Origin of the sequence: Thalassotalea litorea (assembly GCF_043642205.1) — a bacterium.
GTDB classification, from domain to species: Bacteria; Pseudomonadota; Gammaproteobacteria; order Enterobacterales; family Alteromonadaceae; genus Thalassotalea_A; species Thalassotalea_A litorea.
Genome location: NZ_JBHZSG010000013.1, coordinates 1 through 17,967 on the forward strand (window position 1 = coordinate 1; position 17,967 = coordinate 17,967).

Annotated in this window: 13 protein-coding genes; 8 read left to right on the forward strand and 5 right to left on the reverse strand. The window is 43.7% G+C overall.

Features of this window, described 5'->3' with window-relative positions:
- Positions 1–88: 88 nt before the first annotated feature.
- Positions 89–697 carry a transposase gene (locus ACHUFQ_RS08305; RefSeq protein WP_394174662.1) on the reverse strand — a complete coding sequence of 203 codons (609 nt, stop codon included), beginning with the start codon at positions 695–697 and terminating at the stop codon, positions 89–91.
- An 898-nt stretch (positions 698–1,595) separates the two neighbouring features.
- Between ACHUFQ_RS08305 and ACHUFQ_RS08310 the strand changes: the two genes are divergently transcribed.
- From ACHUFQ_RS08310 to ACHUFQ_RS08340, 7 genes are all read left to right on the forward strand, one after another.
- Positions 1,596–1,901, forward strand: coding sequence for an HvfA family oxazolone/thioamide-modified RiPP metallophore (locus tag ACHUFQ_RS08310; RefSeq protein WP_394174664.1), 306 nt, complete (start codon positions 1,596–1,598; stop codon positions 1,899–1,901).
- Between the two features lie 311 nt (positions 1,902–2,212).
- A complete protein-coding gene (locus ACHUFQ_RS08315; protein WP_394174665.1) occupies positions 2,213–3,541 on the forward strand; it encodes a ferredoxin reductase family protein in 1,329 nt (442 codons plus the stop codon).
- 548 nt (positions 3,542–4,089) lie between these two features.
- Positions 4,090–4,479, forward strand: coding sequence for a response regulator (locus tag ACHUFQ_RS08320; protein ID WP_394174666.1), 390 nt, complete (start codon positions 4,090–4,092; stop codon positions 4,477–4,479).
- 99 nt (positions 4,480–4,578) lie between these two features.
- A complete protein-coding gene (gene apt, locus ACHUFQ_RS08325) occupies positions 4,579–5,124 on the forward strand; it encodes an adenine phosphoribosyltransferase (protein WP_394174667.1) in 546 nt (181 codons plus the stop codon).
- Positions 5,125–5,132: 8 nt separating this feature from the next.
- Positions 5,133–7,511, forward strand: coding sequence for a DNA polymerase III subunit gamma/tau (gene dnaX, locus ACHUFQ_RS08330; protein ID WP_394174668.1), 2,379 nt, complete (start codon positions 5,133–5,135; stop codon positions 7,509–7,511).
- A 146-nt stretch (positions 7,512–7,657) separates the two neighbouring features.
- Positions 7,658–7,984: a YbaB/EbfC family nucleoid-associated protein gene (locus ACHUFQ_RS08335; protein WP_394174669.1), complete on the forward strand. Its 327-nt coding sequence runs from the start codon at positions 7,658–7,660 to the stop codon at positions 7,982–7,984.
- A gap of 287 nt (positions 7,985–8,271) precedes the next feature.
- Positions 8,272–9,246 (forward strand): hypothetical protein, encoded by a 975-nt coding sequence (locus ACHUFQ_RS08340; protein WP_394174670.1) that lies wholly within the window; start codon positions 8,272–8,274, stop codon positions 9,244–9,246.
- Between the two features lie 18 nt (positions 9,247–9,264).
- On the opposite strand, the gene ACHUFQ_RS08345 is transcribed toward ACHUFQ_RS08340, so the two are convergent.
- The 4 genes from ACHUFQ_RS08345 to ACHUFQ_RS08360 are packed head-to-tail and all read right to left on the reverse strand — an operon-like array spanning position 9,265 to position 12,483.
- Positions 9,265–10,485: an ATP-binding protein gene (locus ACHUFQ_RS08345; RefSeq protein WP_394174671.1), complete on the reverse strand. Its 1,221-nt coding sequence runs from the start codon at positions 10,483–10,485 to the stop codon at positions 9,265–9,267.
- Positions 10,486–10,496: 11 nt separating this feature from the next.
- The gene (locus ACHUFQ_RS08350; RefSeq protein WP_138318165.1) at positions 10,497–11,219 is read right to left on the reverse strand and encodes a response regulator transcription factor; all 723 of its coding nucleotides are present in this window, start codon (positions 11,217–11,219) and stop codon (positions 10,497–10,499) included.
- Positions 11,204–11,572: a DUF3019 domain-containing protein gene (locus tag ACHUFQ_RS08355; RefSeq protein ID WP_138318164.1), complete on the reverse strand. Its 369-nt coding sequence runs from the start codon at positions 11,570–11,572 to the stop codon at positions 11,204–11,206. Before ACHUFQ_RS08355 ends, ACHUFQ_RS08350 begins: the two co-directional genes overlap by 16 nt.
- On the reverse strand, positions 11,572–12,483 hold the full coding sequence (locus tag ACHUFQ_RS08360; RefSeq protein ID WP_394174672.1) for a MipA/OmpV family protein: 912 nt from the start codon (positions 12,481–12,483) through the stop codon (positions 11,572–11,574). Before ACHUFQ_RS08360 ends, ACHUFQ_RS08355 begins: the two co-directional genes overlap by 1 nt.
- Before the next feature lie 266 nt (positions 12,484–12,749).
- Here ACHUFQ_RS08360 and ACHUFQ_RS08365 point away from each other — a divergent pair, with 266 nt between their 5' ends.
- Positions 12,750–17,753, forward strand: a complete 5,004-nt coding sequence (locus ACHUFQ_RS08365) for a S8 family serine peptidase (protein WP_394174674.1) — start codon at positions 12,750–12,752, stop codon at positions 17,751–17,753.
- The last annotated feature ends 214 nt before the right edge of the window (positions 17,754–17,967 follow it).

Below are 17,967 nucleotides of genomic sequence, written 5' to 3' on the forward strand. Positions count from 1 at the left end.
CTCTGCAATCAAAGCCTTGCCTAAAAGCCTTTAAATTCTCACTGAGTGAGCAATAATTTAATGTGATTGGTATAAGTCGGTTGCAGATTCAGGTGCGCATGATTCCGGGCTTGTCGCTAAGTAGCGGCATTAAACCGTTTCGGGTGCGCGGCACGATGGTTTTTCGCAACTGTACCAATTTATGATTATTTACCGTTTGCAAAAACGTACTATCGCCAATCGCTTGATTTTTCAATAAGCGGCTAATGATGTTGGTCGATAATTCATCAGCACTTGTCAACTGGGCTTCAACATTTTTACTGTTGTTGAACTGTCTTGGCAAAATTGGTGTTTCCATAAATTCGTAAACAGCCTCTAGAAATTGCCCCGCTTGTACCGGACTTGCTTTGTGACGGCCTTGCCAAAGTGAGCCTGTGCGGTGGTATTTATCGTTCACGTAACGTCCATAGATACTGCATGAACTTTGCAAAACTTTTGGGATGCTGTGACTATGCGCGGCTGTAATTACCATAAAAAATTGATTGTTGAATAATTGATATTTGTTAAGTTGCACCTGATACTGAACACCGTTTGTCTCGACCAGATCGATAAAAAACTGATAGTCCAGTGGTTCAAAAAAACAGGGTTGGAAGTTGTGCCCGAATTGAAAAATGAGATACGGGGTGTTAGCAAAGTAATTACGCGCTTTCCTTGGCATAATGGCTCCTTGACGTTACCGGTTTGTAGGCATGAAGTTGGCTGATGGCGAAAGGTGCTCATTGACTTTAGATAAGGCGCGGGGCCAAGTCTCAGATTCATAAGAGGTAATAGTTATCGATAATGATAGAAAACCGCTCTGGTATTCTGTCTGGCGTCCATGCCAATAACTATTAAAACACCTCTTAATCCTCCGTGACGTACAACATGGCATATCCCTATGCTTTGGCATCCTGCCTTTACGACTTTACATCGTCCTTGTTTACAGCCTTCCTGGCTATGTAGTTATCGTTAATATCTATTTAAAACAGGTGGTTACCTTGTTTTAAGATAAAAGCAATTGCTACATTTTCACTTTAGCCAGAAAATTATCAACAGGCAATTCCAAACAAGGTGAAAATTATTCAATTAACAGGTTTTATCGGTGCTTAGCGTTTACTGTGTGTCTTGACGTCCTGTTTTTATTGGATAAACCTAATCGATATAGATTGATAGTAATGTTTAAAAAGTCTTGAGTATCCGGAGTAAATACTGTTGAGTCTGTTCTAAAAATCTACCGATTTTCGAAGTCTTTGCTTAAAACCCGAATCCTTTTCGTATCATTTATCCAAGATTTTTGTAACTTTAACGTTAATTTCTTGATAATTTCCTGATCTAATGAAATTATTTAAGAACACAAATGGTCTTAATCAACACCATGTGAGTGGGTTTTTGCTCTTTCGCGGTTGCTTTATATGCTAAATACCCTGAGCCCGTCCCATCTCGTGAAATGATGATCCTTAAAGGATTTCAAGTAGCGCAAGGGCGACAGTTTAGGCCAAGGGCAATTTATCGGTCACGAAAGAATAACAACCCTCAATTTCTATTTGGTTACGTTACAATAACTTAGGAAGATAACTATGAAATCGTTCAAGCAACATTTAATTACTGCTTTAATGGGGGCGTTTGTTCTTGGCTTGCTAGCCAGTGCTCCAGCAAAAGCTGAATCTAATCCATTCGTGGCACAGGACGTGGCTTTCTCTGCTGACTTTGACGCTGGCGATAAAGAGAAAGAGAAAGGCAAGTGCGGCGAAGGTAAATGCGGCGAAGGTAAAAAGAAAGAAAAATGCGGCGAAGGTAAGTGCGGCGAAGGTAAAAAGAAAGAAAAATGCGGCGAAGGTAAATGCGGCGAAGGTAAAAAGAAAGAAGGTAAATGTGGTGAGTAACTTACAACCTTAACTTTCTTGAAAACCCTGGACTTCCAGGGTTTTTATTTTTCAGGCCTTTACCTTTTGTATTTTTAGATACGCAGGCCATAGATACCCAACATGCAAATACTCCAATTGGTTATTGTAGCCGGTTTGCAAACAGTCAATACTGCGTTTTAATGCAATAATGAAATGGCTTTTCGTCAATTTATCTGATTGAATTTGCGCGAAAATAATTCTGTCCTATTATTAACCCCATCAAATCGTAAGCAACTATGTTAATTTCATTCATCTAACCTTGATTCCAGTTGAATCATTCGGTGTGTCGTATGACTAGAATTAAAACCGTTCTCTGGATTGGACTCCTGCTCGTTATAGGCCTTTGGATGGGGGCCGAACAAATCCTCGCAACTAACTACGAATTCTTTTCGTTTCGAAAATCTATGATTTATCTGACAGGTATTGTGACCATAACGGTCATGGCATTTGCAATGGTGCTTGCCTTAAGACCTAAGTTTTTATCTCAGTACTTAGGAGGACTGGATAAGACCTACCGTTTACATAAATGGCTTGGGATCACGGCGTTGATATTTTCTTTAGCGCACTACCTATGGATAAAAGCGCCACATTGGTTAATTGATGCGGGATTGATGAGTAAACCGAATCGCCCCCATAAATCTGCTGCGAACGGTGAATCCGAAGCATTTTTTCGCAATTGGCACGAATTAGCTGAAACAATCGGTGAGTGGGGGTTCTATTTTGTCGCTTTGCTCATCCTAATTGCCTTAATTAAATGGTTTCCCTACCGCTTGTTCTTCAATACCCATCGTTTATTGGCCATTGTTTTTCTAATGCTGGTATTTCATTCCGTAGTGTTAATGAAGTTTAGTTATTGGCAGACACCGTTAGCATGGCTTGTGGGGCCACTCATGGGGTTAGGCGTGTTAGCGGCATTGTTGTCCTTGCTTCGCAAAATCGGCAACCGTAAATCGGCCGTAGGGGTGATTGATGATATTGAATTGCATCCTGATAACCGGGTTTTAGCGGTCGATATTTCATTGAAAGATCGCTGGCCGGGACACGAGCCAGGACAATTTGCTTTCGTTCAGTTTGACAGCAACGAAGGACATCATCCCTTTACGATAACGTCTTCATGGCATGATGATGGAAAACTCAGTTTTCACATTAAGGGCCTAGGGGATTATACCAATATATTACCTGAACGCCTGAAAAAAGGTAATTTGGTAACCATTGAGGGCCCCTATGGACAATTTAATTTTAAATCTTCGGCTAATCGCCAGGTATGGATAGGCGCCGGAATAGGTATTACGCCATTTATGGCGCGCATGGAGGATTTGGAGCAACATAGTGATGGCAAGGATATTGATTTGTTCTATTGCACGCGAATGCCGGATAAAGCGTTTATTGACAAAATCCACTTACTCGCTGCTAAAGCAAACATTAATGTGTTTGTTATCGATGAAAATGTAGATGGTTTATTGTCTCTGGAAGATATTCTACAACAGACCGGCAACCTCGACTCCGCCGATATGTGGTTTTGTGGGCCAGGGGCATTCGCGAAAACGTTGCAAAAATCGTTAAAGCGTCAACGCATCAAATTACAGGGCTTTCATCAAGAGCTGTTTCAGTTTCGTTAGAACGCTTCTTGCTCACCGTTAGCCAATAGACCGACCTGGATTTTCAATTTTGGCGATGGCATCGCGTTTTGCTTTAATAGACGGTGACTGCTGATAAAAAACGTCTTTAGTAGGCTATAGATAATAATAGCGATTAAGCCTTTAAATCTTATAGTTTTAGTCTACTTTTCTTATAGATATTTTAAAAAAAATATCGACATTACAATTCGATTTCAATTTTTAACATTTTTTTTACCTGCTAATTCATACCATTAGGTTATTTATTGATGAATTGGGTGTTGATAATTGAACAAATAAGAAATTGATGAAAAAATGACTATTAAATAGACGAATCTTCAGGTATTATGCCCGCCGTTTTTGTTCAATGCGGAGCAGTATTTGCAATGTCTCACAATAATTCTTTCAAAGAAAGTTCTTCTAAACGTCACTTGTTTTTTGCCTTATTGGCGTTAGTCGGTATGCCGTTATTGCCTATGCTTATGGGCTGGTACACATACCTTTAATAAAAATTAATTTACCTGTTTATCAAGATTGATTGGGGAAGCGCAATGGCCGAGAAAATCTTACTGGTCGAGGATAATAAGTCCGTTCAGGCTCAGTTAAAAGAGCTATTAGAACAACAAGGGCATAAGGTAACAACCGCCTGTAATGGCCTTGATGGTTATAACAAAGCGTTAGCTGATACCTATGACTTGTGTATTGTTGACCACTTGATGCCGCTTATGGATGGCCCGCAACTACTTAAAAATCTGAAGGGAATGGAAAAAAACGCGCCACGTGCCGTTATGTTTTTAAGCACTCAAGATCCGAAAATGGTCAAAAGCCTGGCGGAAGTTAAACTGGCGGATGCCTATTTATCGAAACCCATTGAAAAAGATGCATTTTTAAATGTTATGGGTGAGTTGCTTGAATCCGAGGGCTGGGCCGCAGCAGGTTAATCAGGTTTTAATAATCTGTATTAATTGCTGGCATTCTGACTATAAATATTTGTCGATTTCGATTATCCTGTTAGCAAATTGAATTTGTATTTGCTAACCATGACTGAAAGCGACATATCCTACCTGAAAAGCGTAATCCACGATGTGCCGGATTATCCCATACCCGGCATTATTTTTCGTGACATCACCGGCATTCTTGATGATGCCAAAGCCTTCCAGCTTTGTATTGATACCATGAAAAAACGATATCAAGGGCTGGGCATAACCAAAGTCGTAGGCACCGAAGCTCGGGGCTTTTTATTTGGCGCGCCGCTAGCTCTCGCGATGGGCGTAGGCTTTGTCCCTGTCCGCAAACCCGGTAAGTTACCCCGGGCGACTCACACGCAAACCTATGAACTTGAGTATGGACAGGATACACTGGAAATACATCAGGATGCATTGACTGACGAAGATGTTGTGTTGATGGTTGATGACCTACTTGCCACCGGTGGTACCATAGAAGCGACAACTCATTTGATCCGGGCGGTGGGTGCAAAGGTCAGTCATGCGGCATTTGTTATTGGTCTGCCGGGATTAAAAGGTCATGAGCGTTTGCATGCCTTAAATGTCGATGTGTTTTCTATGGTTGAATATGAAGGCGAATAAATAGCATTATGAGTTATCAAGTTCTGGCAAGAAAATGGCGTCCCAAAAATTTCCAACAATTAATGGGACAAGAGCATGTTGTAACAGTGTTGGTCAATGCACTGACCCAACAACGGCTCCACCACGCGTATTTATTTACGGGCACTCGCGGTGTCGGGAAAACCACAATCGCGCGAATTTTTGCCAAAAGCCTGAACTGCGAGCAAGGTATTACCGCAACCCCATGCGGTACGTGTCATGCCTGTGTCGATATTGATGCAGGTCGATTTGTCGATTTATTGGAAATTGATGCCGCCTCCCGGACCAAGGTCGATGATACTCGGGAGATCCTCGATAACGTGCAATATGCGCCAAGCCGCGGCCGCTATAAAGTATATCTAATTGATGAAGTGCATATGCTTTCAAAAAGTAGTTTCAATGCACTGTTAAAAACCTTAGAAGAGCCGCCCGAGCACGTTAAATTTATTCTGGCAACAACCGATCCTCAAAAACTCCCGGTGACGGTGTTATCCCGTTGTTTGCAGTTTCACCTCAAAGCTCTGACACCCAAACAAATTGAAACCAAATTAATCGAGATTTTGCACGCCGAAACGGTGACTTTTGATGGCGGAACTTTGGGGCTGTTATCCAAAGCGGCTCGCGGCAGTATGCGTGATTGTTTAAGTCTGACCGATCAGGCTATCGCTCAGGGGCAGGGACACCTAACGGTACCTAACCTGCAACAAATGCTGGGTGGTGTCGATCAAAATTGGGTGTATAAAATCTTAATCGCTTTGATCAAACAGGATTCGCAAGGGTTGATGACTCTGACTCAGACCATTGCCAGCTATGCACCGAATTATCAGCGGTTGTTGGCCGAACTGTTGCAATTGTTGCATCAAATTGCGATGTGGCAACTGCTGCCCGAATCTGTTGATGTTGATAAACAACGTCATAACCTGCTCGAAAAATTCTCGAGGTCGATGAGTCCGGAGGATGTGCAGCTGTATTATCAAATCGTCCTAAACGGTCGTCGTGATTTACCTTTTAGTTTCGATGAACAGGCCGGTTTTGATATGGTGGTATTGCGCATGCTGGCGTTTAAACCCGCCCAGCGCAGTCAGTTACCGGAACAAGCAGCCGTTTCTGCTACAGCATTAGTCAATAAGATTGCTTCTGATGTTATCGATGACAATGATCTTGAACCGGAATTGGATGCTGTTGCCCAGACACGCGCTTCTATAAACACCGAAGAAGATCAACAAACGCCACAACAAGTACCATCTGTTTTGTCGGAAGAATCTGCTGATACACAAAATATAGAGCCTCAGGCGCCAGTCGCCAATTCAACACCTGAACCTGCATTGCCTGCCAGCGAAACATCAACCAATGATGTTGTGGTAAGCGACCTGCATAAACCAGAGCAAGCCATTGAGTCTAATCTGATGGCCAATAATGTCCCTGAACAAGCGTCTACTGCGGCCGCACCGCTGCCAGAAGAACCGCAAACGCTTGACATTGAACAACAAGGGCTTGAAGCACAGGCAAGGGATGCTGGATTATGGCCCGAAGCGCCGCAACAGGAACAGGCTAAACATAGCGCGAGTGCAGCAATCGAGACTGTTCAGGTAGAACCTACAGAACCGAAAAAAAATGTCGATTCTACGGCATCTGACGGCGGGCTTGAAGCAGCAAGTCCGGTCGATAATGTACTGGCAACACGGAATATGTTGAGGAGCCGTAAAAAGCTCGTGGAGGGTAGGGCAAAAAAGCCCCAGACAGCTCCAGTCGTTAATTCGCCGGCAACTCAGGCCGCCGATACCATTGCAACAAAAGGCGATGGTGTTGATACTGCTATCGAAGATGATTTACCTGCCAGGCAATTGATTGAGCGGGCGCAACAACAATCGTCCAAAGAGGTGGAACCTAAAATACAGGTTGAATCCGAAGAGCGGGTCGTAAATATTGATACCGAGAATGGATTTACCCCAGACTTAATTGATCCCACACAAATACGAGATGCCAGCCAAATTGATTTGTGGGCAAATATGATCGATGCCATGGGACTTGGCGGACGGCTAAGGCAATTGGCATTAAATGCGGTGTTGGGCGATAACTGCAGCGAGCAACAATTACATATTATTCTGGACAGTGAATTTGCTCATTTGCAAAGTCAGGCGGCCATGGATCATTTAACCAAATGCTACTCTATGCTAAAACAGCAACCTGCTGAAGTCGTGGTTGATGTCCAGGATAACGTTGCCGATACGCCGTTTGCCATTCAACTGCTTATCAATGAAAGACGATTACAATATGCCAAAGACGTGATCGGTGATGATGAGTTTGTTCGTCAACTACAGCAAGAGTTTCAGGCTCAAGTGGCCAACAACAGTATTCAGGCCCTATAAGGTCGAGATAACAAGCGTCTGGTTAGGGCACATAAACTTCTGGTATACTCATAGCGTTTTCATTTTCTGCCCCCAGATCTTATGTAATATATCTGGATGGGCTAGGCGCTGATATTTTCAGCCAAATTAATATTGGAGAATCGAATATGATGAAAGGTGGCATGGGCAATTTGATGAAGCAAGCCCAGCAAATGCAAGCGAAGATGGCGAAAGCTCAGGAAGAGATCGCCAGTATGGAAGTCACCGGTGAAGCCGGGGCAGGCATGGTTAAAGTAACCATGACCGGCAACCACAACGTCCGTCGTGTTGAGATTGATGAGAGCTTGATGGAAGACGACAAGGAAATGGTAGAAGATTTAGTCGCCGCGGCGTTTAACGACGCAGTGCGCCGTGTTGAAGAAACTACAAAAGATAAAATGGGCTCTTTAACTGGCGGTATGCAGATGCCTCCGGGCATGAAACTTCCTTTCTAAGCCAACTTCCAATCACTTTTTAATAGCGCCTTCTGGCGCTATTTTGCTTTTAGGGACGTAGATACACTGCATCGCAGGATGGTCTGTGCCTAATCCATTGTCAAATCTGACGTTTATCGGCTATTGCGGTTAAATTCTCGTATTTTTATCAAAATGGCATACTCTTATATTTAGGATGCACCCAGACAAAGATGGCCATTCGATTCTATTTGATATGGGACGCATGCATATGAGGACGTTGTAAATCGATATAACAACGCTGTGCGATCAACAATAAGAGAGAAGCTATGCGCATAGAACGTATACAAAACATGAAACGTTACAGTTTTAACGTATTCAAAAGCCTGCTTGGCCAATACGGCTTTACCCAGCAACGATCTCATTTTAAATTTTTGTTCAGTAGCAGCAAAGGTCTGTATTTGTTCGATCAGGGCCGAATACACAAGCTGCTGTCGGGAAATTATTTCGGCATTACACAACTTCCCGATAACCGTTATCTCGCCGTGACTTACGTGCAAAAAGGTACCCAGGACGAACGCAGCCTGGCGCTTACGTTTAAATTATCTGGCAATAAAGCCTGTGAGAAACAAGCTTTCAATTTTATTAGTGCAGAAGGACAGGTGAAAATACCGGTCAGAGTGCATCAAATTGTCTGTTTTAACAATAAGTTGTGGGTTACCAATACCCGTCAAAATGTAGTCTGGCGTTGCAATCTTGATGGTCGGATTGAAAACACATTTGTATATACGCAAGGATTTGATTACCAGCCCGGAAGTATGTCGACGGACTATGTTCGAAAAACCGCGCGTAATAGCCAGGACTATCATCACTTTAATTCCATCCATATTGATGAGAATTTCCTGTATTTACTTGCTCATAATTCGGCAGGCTCCGACAAGAGTAAAAATAGCTTTTATTTAAAATTGGATCATGAGTTCAATGTGATTGAGCGCACCGATAATGTTGGTAAAGCTTGTCATAATCTCGTGCCATGTGAGCAAGGGTTTTATATTTGCGACTCCGCTAATGGTCAGTTGGTTCATCCCAAGTTGCCGAACATTCAATTAGGCTATTTTTTGCGTGGGCTGACCTTAATTGATAATCACCTGATCGCAGGAGGTACGGTATCGAGCTCCGATCCAAACCTTCGAGGCAAGGGAGACAGTCGATTGTTTTTCATTCCTGTCGGTAATGCATTCCCAATCATGTCTCTATCGTTAGGTCGCACCGGAGATTTACACGACATTGTCGCGCTCAAGTAAGCTTTTGGTGCAGCGCGCTCAAGTAATGTTCGGTAATCGGAACAATACTTTTAAGCCATTCAGGGATTGTGATTGTTCTATTTTTAGGTTTCCTTGATGCCATTCACAAATCACTTTGGCAAATGCCAGCCCTAATCCGTAGCCATTACCTAGATCCTCAATATCTTTACCGCGGACATAAGGTTGAGTGACGTCTTTATATGACGTGGTGCTTAGCCCTTTACCATCGTCCTCAATGGCAATCAGCAAGTTATTGTCAATTACCTTCGCCTCAATTTTTATCTGCAGCGTGGCATAGGTGAGGGCATTAGCGATGACATTTTGCACCGCGCGTCGCAAAAAACTCTCATCAAAACGCCAATACAAGGGACAATCATTAGCGAGGTTAATGGCTTTATGACTACTGATTTGCATTTTCTCCGTTAAAGAGCAAAGCATCGAGGTTACATTGTGGCGCTTAATATCCAGATTGTCATATTCCTCTTCAAGCTTAGAGAATTCAATAAACTCATGGGTTAAACCGTTTATTTCATCGATATCTTGCTGAATGGAGGTTTTCATGGTTGAAAAGTTTTTGTGATCCATCACTTCTAAACAAAAGTCGATGCGAGTGACTGGTGTGCGAATGTCATGGGATAGGGTACTGGCAAGGAAACGTTGCAATGACATATAGCGCAGTAATTGGTTAGCCATTTGATTAAAACTTTGTGCCAGAGGATAAACCCGTGATGTCTTACTGATAGCAAGTTTGCTGATTTCTCTGTGTTTACTAAATCGCTTGCTGGCTTGATTCAACGTTTCTAAATCGCGAAACATTGGCCATATCCATAAAAACAAAAACACCGCAAAACTGAAATAGAAAATGATCACTATCGGCTCAATCACATCGTCTTCAATCTGGTTTTGAAAGGGCCCCATCTCCCAAACCCTGGTTTTATCTTTGTCATTGAGCCGATAGTAGAAAGTTTGCCTGCCATCATGCAGAGCAACAACTTGTGCAGCAGATAGCTTGGCTTTCATATCGCCCGGCCAGTGCAAATTGGTGATGGCAATGGAACGGGCAATTTGGGAAGGCATGTCCGTCTCACTGTTCGTTTGAAACGTACTAAATACTTGCTCGAGTTCTATGCTGTGCTGAGTCGGGCTTTTGGAAAGCTGAGAAAGCTTGTCGGTCACGATAGCAACAAAGAATAAGGTGACAAAAATCAGCAAGAATAGTTTGATAAATTGTAATCGCATGGACGGACTCGCTATCTCTGGGCGAACAGATAGCCTTTACGCCATACGGTTTTTATTTCATATGGGTTGTCTTCTATCTGATTAAACTTCTTACGAATTCGACTGACTCGGCCATCAATAATCCGATCTTGCCCGTCATATTCTCTTCCAACCGCTTGTAAAAATAGCTGCTCCCGATTCAGGGTTTGATTCCGATTACTGATCAAAATCCAGAGTAAATCAAACTCTTCGGTGGCTAATGTTAAGCGTTTGTTACAGACATGAATGCTTCGGGCGTTATTATCAATGGACAATTTTGGCAATTCAATGCATTGCGAATCTGTTGTCGACGAATGACGATTTACCGCCCGCAATAAGGCGTTAATTTTTGCCAGTAAAATTGCCGGCCTTACCGGTTTTGCAATATAAGCATCAGCGCCCATATCCAGTCCCGAAATATGATCAATATCTTCTGTTTTTGCAGTAAGAAAGATAAAAACGCCGCGGTAAGACTCACGGCACCGTTGGCATATATCAAAGCCATTTAAACCGGGTAAATTAATGTCGCAAACAATGACATCGAACTGGGATAGCTTACCGTGAGTGAGAAAGGATTCAGCATTCTCGAAATGACAAACCTCAAAGCCATTATTGACAAAAAAGGTTGAAATTAATGCCGCCAGTTTTATATCGTCTTCAATCAGGCATAGCCTCGATGTATTTTCTTGATGAGTGATCACTACAGGATACTCCATGCGTGTCGTTTGCGTTTGCGCAAGGTACTGGGGACCATAACTTTCAAGCTGAACTGCTTAATCGTAGTTTTGGTTTGTAGATCAATAAATAGCAGTGGCTCACTTTGCGCAAATGGCACATGAATCGTAATTTTCCCTTGCTGAGTTTGTTTATGACAATACAAGTCTTCGTTAGTGGTTTTTCTGCGCAGACAAAAGTCCCTGGGTTGGTCGAAATTCCAGGTGATGGTGAGCGGAAGTTCACAGGAATGCTGGGTTTTTACACAATGGGTTGGCGACAGAGCTACTTGATTAGCGCGGGCGCTATCGATGGGAGAAATTAACGGAAAACCTAATAACCACCAGGGTTTCATTAAAATCCCCCTCCGATTTGCCAACTCACCCCAATAAAATAATAGTGAGTAGAATTGTCTTCTACCAGTGGACTGAGGACGATTTGTTCGCTTAAATCCTGATACTGGTAACGTCCGATAACAGCAAATTTTTCATAAATAGGATAATTAAAATTTAGCTCGTAATTGAGATTCCATCCTGCATCTGCCAGATAAGCAGGGCTCCTGTAGATTAACTCGCCATTTTCGACGCCGTAGTAATAATCATTTAGCGCTTGGCTTCGATATTGCGCGCCTGTACTTAGTTGATAGGTTAAGTCACCAAACTGATTTTGATAGGCCAGACCCAGACCGAGTTTCTGACCGTGATGCACCGCTGAGATATCGGTCAATAAATCAATGCTTAATCGCCAGCTGGCATTAGGATAATAGTCGACACCAACACCACCTAGATAAGACAGAGAACGCTCAACGTCTTTGGGCTCTGTATCTTCGTCTGGATAAGGGAGTGGAAATAGCCCAGCGCTGCCTGTGGTACTTAAAAACGCATCTAGTTTATTACGTTGAAAATAAACCCCATCTGGATTTAGCTCGCCTTTGATATCAATGGACCAGAATTGATCTTCAAACAAGGTGTAACCGATCGCAGTATTTTCAATATAGAAATTGTCAGCATAGACATAGAAAGAGGGGAGGAAGGCGATATGTCGTTCTTTACCACTAAGCCCTGCACCGCTATGCAAAGGACTGGAATATTTGCCGTAACCAAGTGCTGCACCCACAGCCCAGCTGTTGCTCTCGACACAATCACCTTCACACACATTTCGCTCCTGAATCCCGGATGATTCAGAAGGCTCTTGATCAGATGGCTGAGCTGCAACTGCACTGGCCGACAATAGAGCGGCAAATATACAGGCTCGGGAATACTTCATTATTGTTAACTGCTTGTTATCGTTATTTTGATATTGGGTTATTAGCGCTTGTGACAGTAGATACTAACCCTGTATATACCGTACTTAAAGGTCTGTGTACAATTTTGCACAACTTAATCGCAACAACATCAGACCTCATTTCGTACACAATTTTGCACAATAATTGACGGGTATTTGCACAGCGATGGTGTTTAACATGAGTGGTCCACCAGTAAGAGTGGTTCGCATAATCATAACTAAAAATGATAACAATCATGGAGAACACGATGAAACTAAAATCTATCTCCCTTTGCATAGCCAGCGCTTGCTATGCCTTAGGAGTAGGGGCTGCCACATTGGCAGAGCCTTCATCAGCAACACTAAGCAGTGGTAGTTTAAAAAAATTACCGTTCGATAAAGCGGAGCTCGAGCAGATGCAACAGCGCCGCCAACAAAGCCGTACGCAAAACAACGTATTAAAGCGTGCTGACAATGTTAACCAACATATTACCCGTGCTAACAGCGCCGAAAAATTCAGTCCGGAAGATGGACTTGATGGTAGCCATACCTACATCGTGCGTATGAAAGAAGCGCCGGTTACTCAATACCAAGGTGGCGTTCAGGGGTTAAACGCTACGGCTCTGTCAAACACCAATAACCAAGGCATTCAAGGGAAATTCAACCTTTTTGCTGGTGCTGGAAATAAGACAGATATCAATGCTTATCAAAATTATCTGAAAAACAAACAAAATCAATTTATCGATAATTTAAGCGCTCGTGGCATGGCGATTGAAGCGAGAAAGCAGTTTACCGTTGCGATCAATGGTTTCTCGGTTGAGTTAAATCAGCAACAGGCAAGTGAACTGGCCCGTTTACCTCAGGTTACTGCGGTAACTCGTTCAACCTTACATGAGCTACACACCGATATCGGCCCACAACTGATTGGTGCCGAGCAAGTATGGCAATCGGGTGGTGAAGGCGTGCCAGCAATGAAAGGCGAAGGACTGATCGTTGGTGTCCTAGATACCGGTATTAATACCGATCATCCATCTTTTGCTGCCATTGGCGGCGACGGCTATCAACATGTTAACCCGTTTGGTGATGGCAACTATGTCGGTGATTGTGCTAAGGACGAATTTGTCAGTCTTTGTAACGACAAACTGATTGGTGTGCGCAGTTATGATGTCATTACCGATGTTTATAACGCATTAGAATTTCAGGCGCCAGATCATCCAGAGTGGATGGAAGGGGTGCAAATTCGACCGAAAAATGGTGAAGACTACAACGGCCATGGTACCCATACCGCCAGTACGGCAGCCGGTAACATCCTTTATGATGTACCGTATGTAGTACCACAGGTTGGTGATGGCGATGGTATCGACACGGGTTTGAATATGGGCACCATTTCGGGGGTGGCTCCACATGCAAACATTATCTCTTATCAGGTTTGTTATCCGGGGGGCGCTGGTGATCCGTACGCCGGTTGTCCGACCGAAGCGTTATTAGCGGGTATCGAAGATGCCATTGCAGATGGCGTTGATGTGATTAATTTTTCCATAGGTGGTAGTGAGCAGTTCCCATGGGAAAACCCAGTTGAACTTGCTTTCTTATCGGCCCAGGAAGCAGGCATAGTCGTTGCCGCATCAGCAGGTAATAGCGGTACCGATGGTTTCCACGAATACATGTCTTCTGCAGATCATACGTCACCTTGGTTATTAACCGTTGGTGCAACAACTACTGGACGTACTATCGATATTACCGGTAAATCTTTAGGTAGCTTGAGCGGCGGTGACACACCGGCACCTGGCATGTTTGAAGGTAAAGGTATTTCTGGTGAATTCAGTGGTGAAATCGTATTAGCCGCTAACTATGGTGACGAGCTTTGTCTTGAGCCATTTGCAGCGGATACATTTACCGAAAATCAAATCGTTGTTTGTAAACGCGGTGATATTGCCCGGGTTGCTAAAGCCGATAACGTAGCTGCCGGTGGTGCTGGCGGTTTTGTTCTTTATAACACCCAATATGGCGATTCGTTAAACAATGACGTTTACTCGATACCGGGTGTACATATCAGCAGCGATGCACAGTGGTCATTGATCCCTTGGTTGCAATCCGGTAGCGGCCACATGGCAACTATCACAGCCAGTGAAATAAACCGCAATGTGAATCCAGATAATGCCGATATGCTGGCGGACTTTTCCTCTCGTGGACCTAGCCAAACTAACCCTGAGCATCTGATCCCGTCAATTTCTGCGCCTGGTGTTGATATTTATGCTGGGGCTGCCGACGAGCATCCATTCTCAACTGTAAATCTGTCGAGCAAATATGCGGTTTATAGCGGTACGTCGATGGCATCACCTCATATCAGTGGTGCAGCAGCGCTTATCCGTCAGGTAAATCCAGACTGGACAGCGACGCAAATTCAATCCGCGATCATGATGACTGCCAATCGTAACGTTCGTTATGATGCGGGCTGGCCGGATGGTATTACCCAGGCTGGTATTTATCGTGCAGGTTCTGGCCGAGTCGATGTGGCCGCGGCAGCGTCTGCGGGCCTTATTCTGGATGAAACATCCGAAAACTTCATGCTTGCTAATCCGCAAAACGGCGGTGATGTGAAAGCCTTGAATATGCCAGAATTGGTGAACTTTAACTGTAAAGGTAGCTGTAGCTGGGTACGCACGTTTGAAGCCACTCATGACGGCAGCTGGACGGTAGAAACGCAAACCGGCGAATACTCGGTACAGCTGGCATCTTACCCTTCAAGCTTTGCACTGAAAAAAGGCCAGAAGCAATCGGTTGTTTTTGAAGCGAAAATACTCGATTCACAATCGGCCATCAACAATTCCGAAGTAGAAGTTCATGGTAGCGTGGTTATCAAAGAAGATAATCAACAAAGTGCCGATAGTTATATACCGGTTGCTTTGAAATACAACCACGGTACGTTACCTGAAAACATCACCATGTCGGCACACCGTAATAACGATGTATACACGTTACGTAGCCTGACAAGTGCAAACTTCAAAAATCTGAATGTCACGAGCTACAAAGAGAAAAAAGCGGACTTGACGAGTTTTTCCTTACCTCAGGCACAAACCTCAGTTTCACCGTTTATCAGTGGTGTGCTTGATGAATCTACCTATACACATTGGGTTGATGTGCCAGCAGGTAGCAAGCGTTTGATCGCCGAGGTGATTAGCTCTGATGATACCACCGCAATTGAAGATTACATTCGTGGTGACTTAGATATTATCGTTGGTATCGATGCCAATGGCGATAACATGGTACAGATGGATGAAGAAGCAATTTGTATCTCGTTAAGCGATTTACGAAATGATTTCTGTAACATCAATAACCCTGATGCGGGTAAATACTGGGTTGTCTTCCATAACTGGAAAAACTGGTGGGATCCATCTCAGCCGATTCCAGTGGATACCTATACGGTAGCAACGGCAGTTGTTGGTAATGACTTATCCGACAGCATTCAGGTAAGTGGTCCGCAAAGCTATGATGGTGCATCTTCATTCGAGTTAGATGTTGAGTGGAACATGGACATGATGTCCGGCGATATCTATTACGGCGCAATGGAGCTGGGCTCTGATGCCAATAACATGGCAGATCTTGGGTTAATTCCGTATCGTTTAAACCGCGAAAAAGACGACACCCAGATCCAGACCAGTCAAACTATGGCTGCTGGTGGCGATGTTGTTGATGTCACCATAAATGTCATGGAAAACACCACAGGTAGTGATCGCAATTTTACCTTGACCACGACCTTACCTGAAGGCATGAGCCCGATTGCTGATTCAATACAATTGCATAACTCTGGTGAAGAGCAGCTAATGGTTGACGGTAATACGATTGTGGTTAGTGGCGTGCAAGCCGATACCTCGAAAGTGGCACCTGAGTATCTGGTAACAACTAACTTACAGGATGCAATGTGTCGTACACCATCATTCGGTTTGCCGAATCATGATGGCGGTTATATCGACTTGTTAACTAAAGTCGGCTTTGGCCCGGATTGGGGTGGCGTCTGGAATGAAAACTTATCCTTACCATTTGCCTGGTTATGGGGCGGTAATCCGACGTATTCTTTGTATCATAATCACGAGTATCAGTCTTACCCACAATTTACCTTGAGTCCGATGGGATATCTGCAGTTCGATGATCTGCCGCTGTTCTTCCCATTCCACATGCCATTCCCAATGACTAACTTCCCAGATGCTATGGTAGCACCGCTTTGGAAAGGTGAGTTCTTTGGACAAGCGTTTGGTACGCCGTATGAGCCAAATATTTGGGATAGCGAGTTAAACTCGGGTATTACCTTTGCTTACACTGAAGATCAGACCGTGATTGTTGAGTGGGATAATGTCCGTTCGCAATCGTCATACTGGGATTGGATTTTGCAGGAAAACGTGGTTGAGAATAATACCGACCGTTACGACTTTGAGGTGATTTTCAACTTAGGTCCTTACCAGTTTGGTGCTGGTCAGTATGAAGTGATCATGGCTTATGATAACCTCGATTTCGCAGGTCAAAGCGCTGGTACTGTGGGTATCCATGGTTATTCCGGCATTCGCTCTACCTTTGGTCCTCTGGATGGTTATTCCGGCACTCAGTACGCCTTCGATGATATCGATGAGAAATTATCGAATGGTCTGGTGCTTTGTTATGACTATGTTGGCCCGCAGATGAGTCGGTTTGAGGTGACATTGCAAGCTCGCGTTGATGAAGATGCTGCAGGTAAAGATCTGAACATTACCACGACGAGCGACGTTGAAGGTATCGCGACAGTTGAAGTTCAACAGGCAATTACTGTTAATGGTAACCTGACCATGGGCGTATATCCTGACTTAACGATCAACGAGAACGAATCGGTAAATGATCTTCTGATCTCCTATGCAGATGCGGATAATCGTAGCAATATCGTTAACGTGAGCGGTGATAACGTTACAGCGGAAATCCACAGTCATCAGCCGGGCGGTACGTTTTCATTGTTGCCTGAACTGGATTTCCATGGTGAAACCATGGTGACTGTAACGGTTGCTGATGCGTCAAATCCGAGCGATATGGCAAGTGCCAGCTTTATGCTGACGGTTCTGTCTGATGGCATTGAATATGGTTGTACGGATGCAAATGCCAACAACTTCGATGAAAATGCAACCGATGATAACGGTAGCTGTATCTATCCGGAAGAAGAGAAGAAAGAGAAGAAAAAATCAGGTGGTGCTTTAGCGTGGCTCACCCTGTTAATGCTTCCTCTTGCACTAAGAAGACGTTCGGTACGATAACCGGTTAAATCAAAGACACTTCACTTAAGTTAAAATCCCGCTTCGGCGGGATTTTTTTGACTTTAATACCCGAAAGCCATAGGGTAGTTTCAATAAATTGTGGTTTAATGAAGTACTTATACCAATCCCATTTAATTATTGCTCACTCAGTGAGAGGCCCATTTACTGCCCTATATTTCATTAATATAGAATGACTATATCAATAAAATCTATG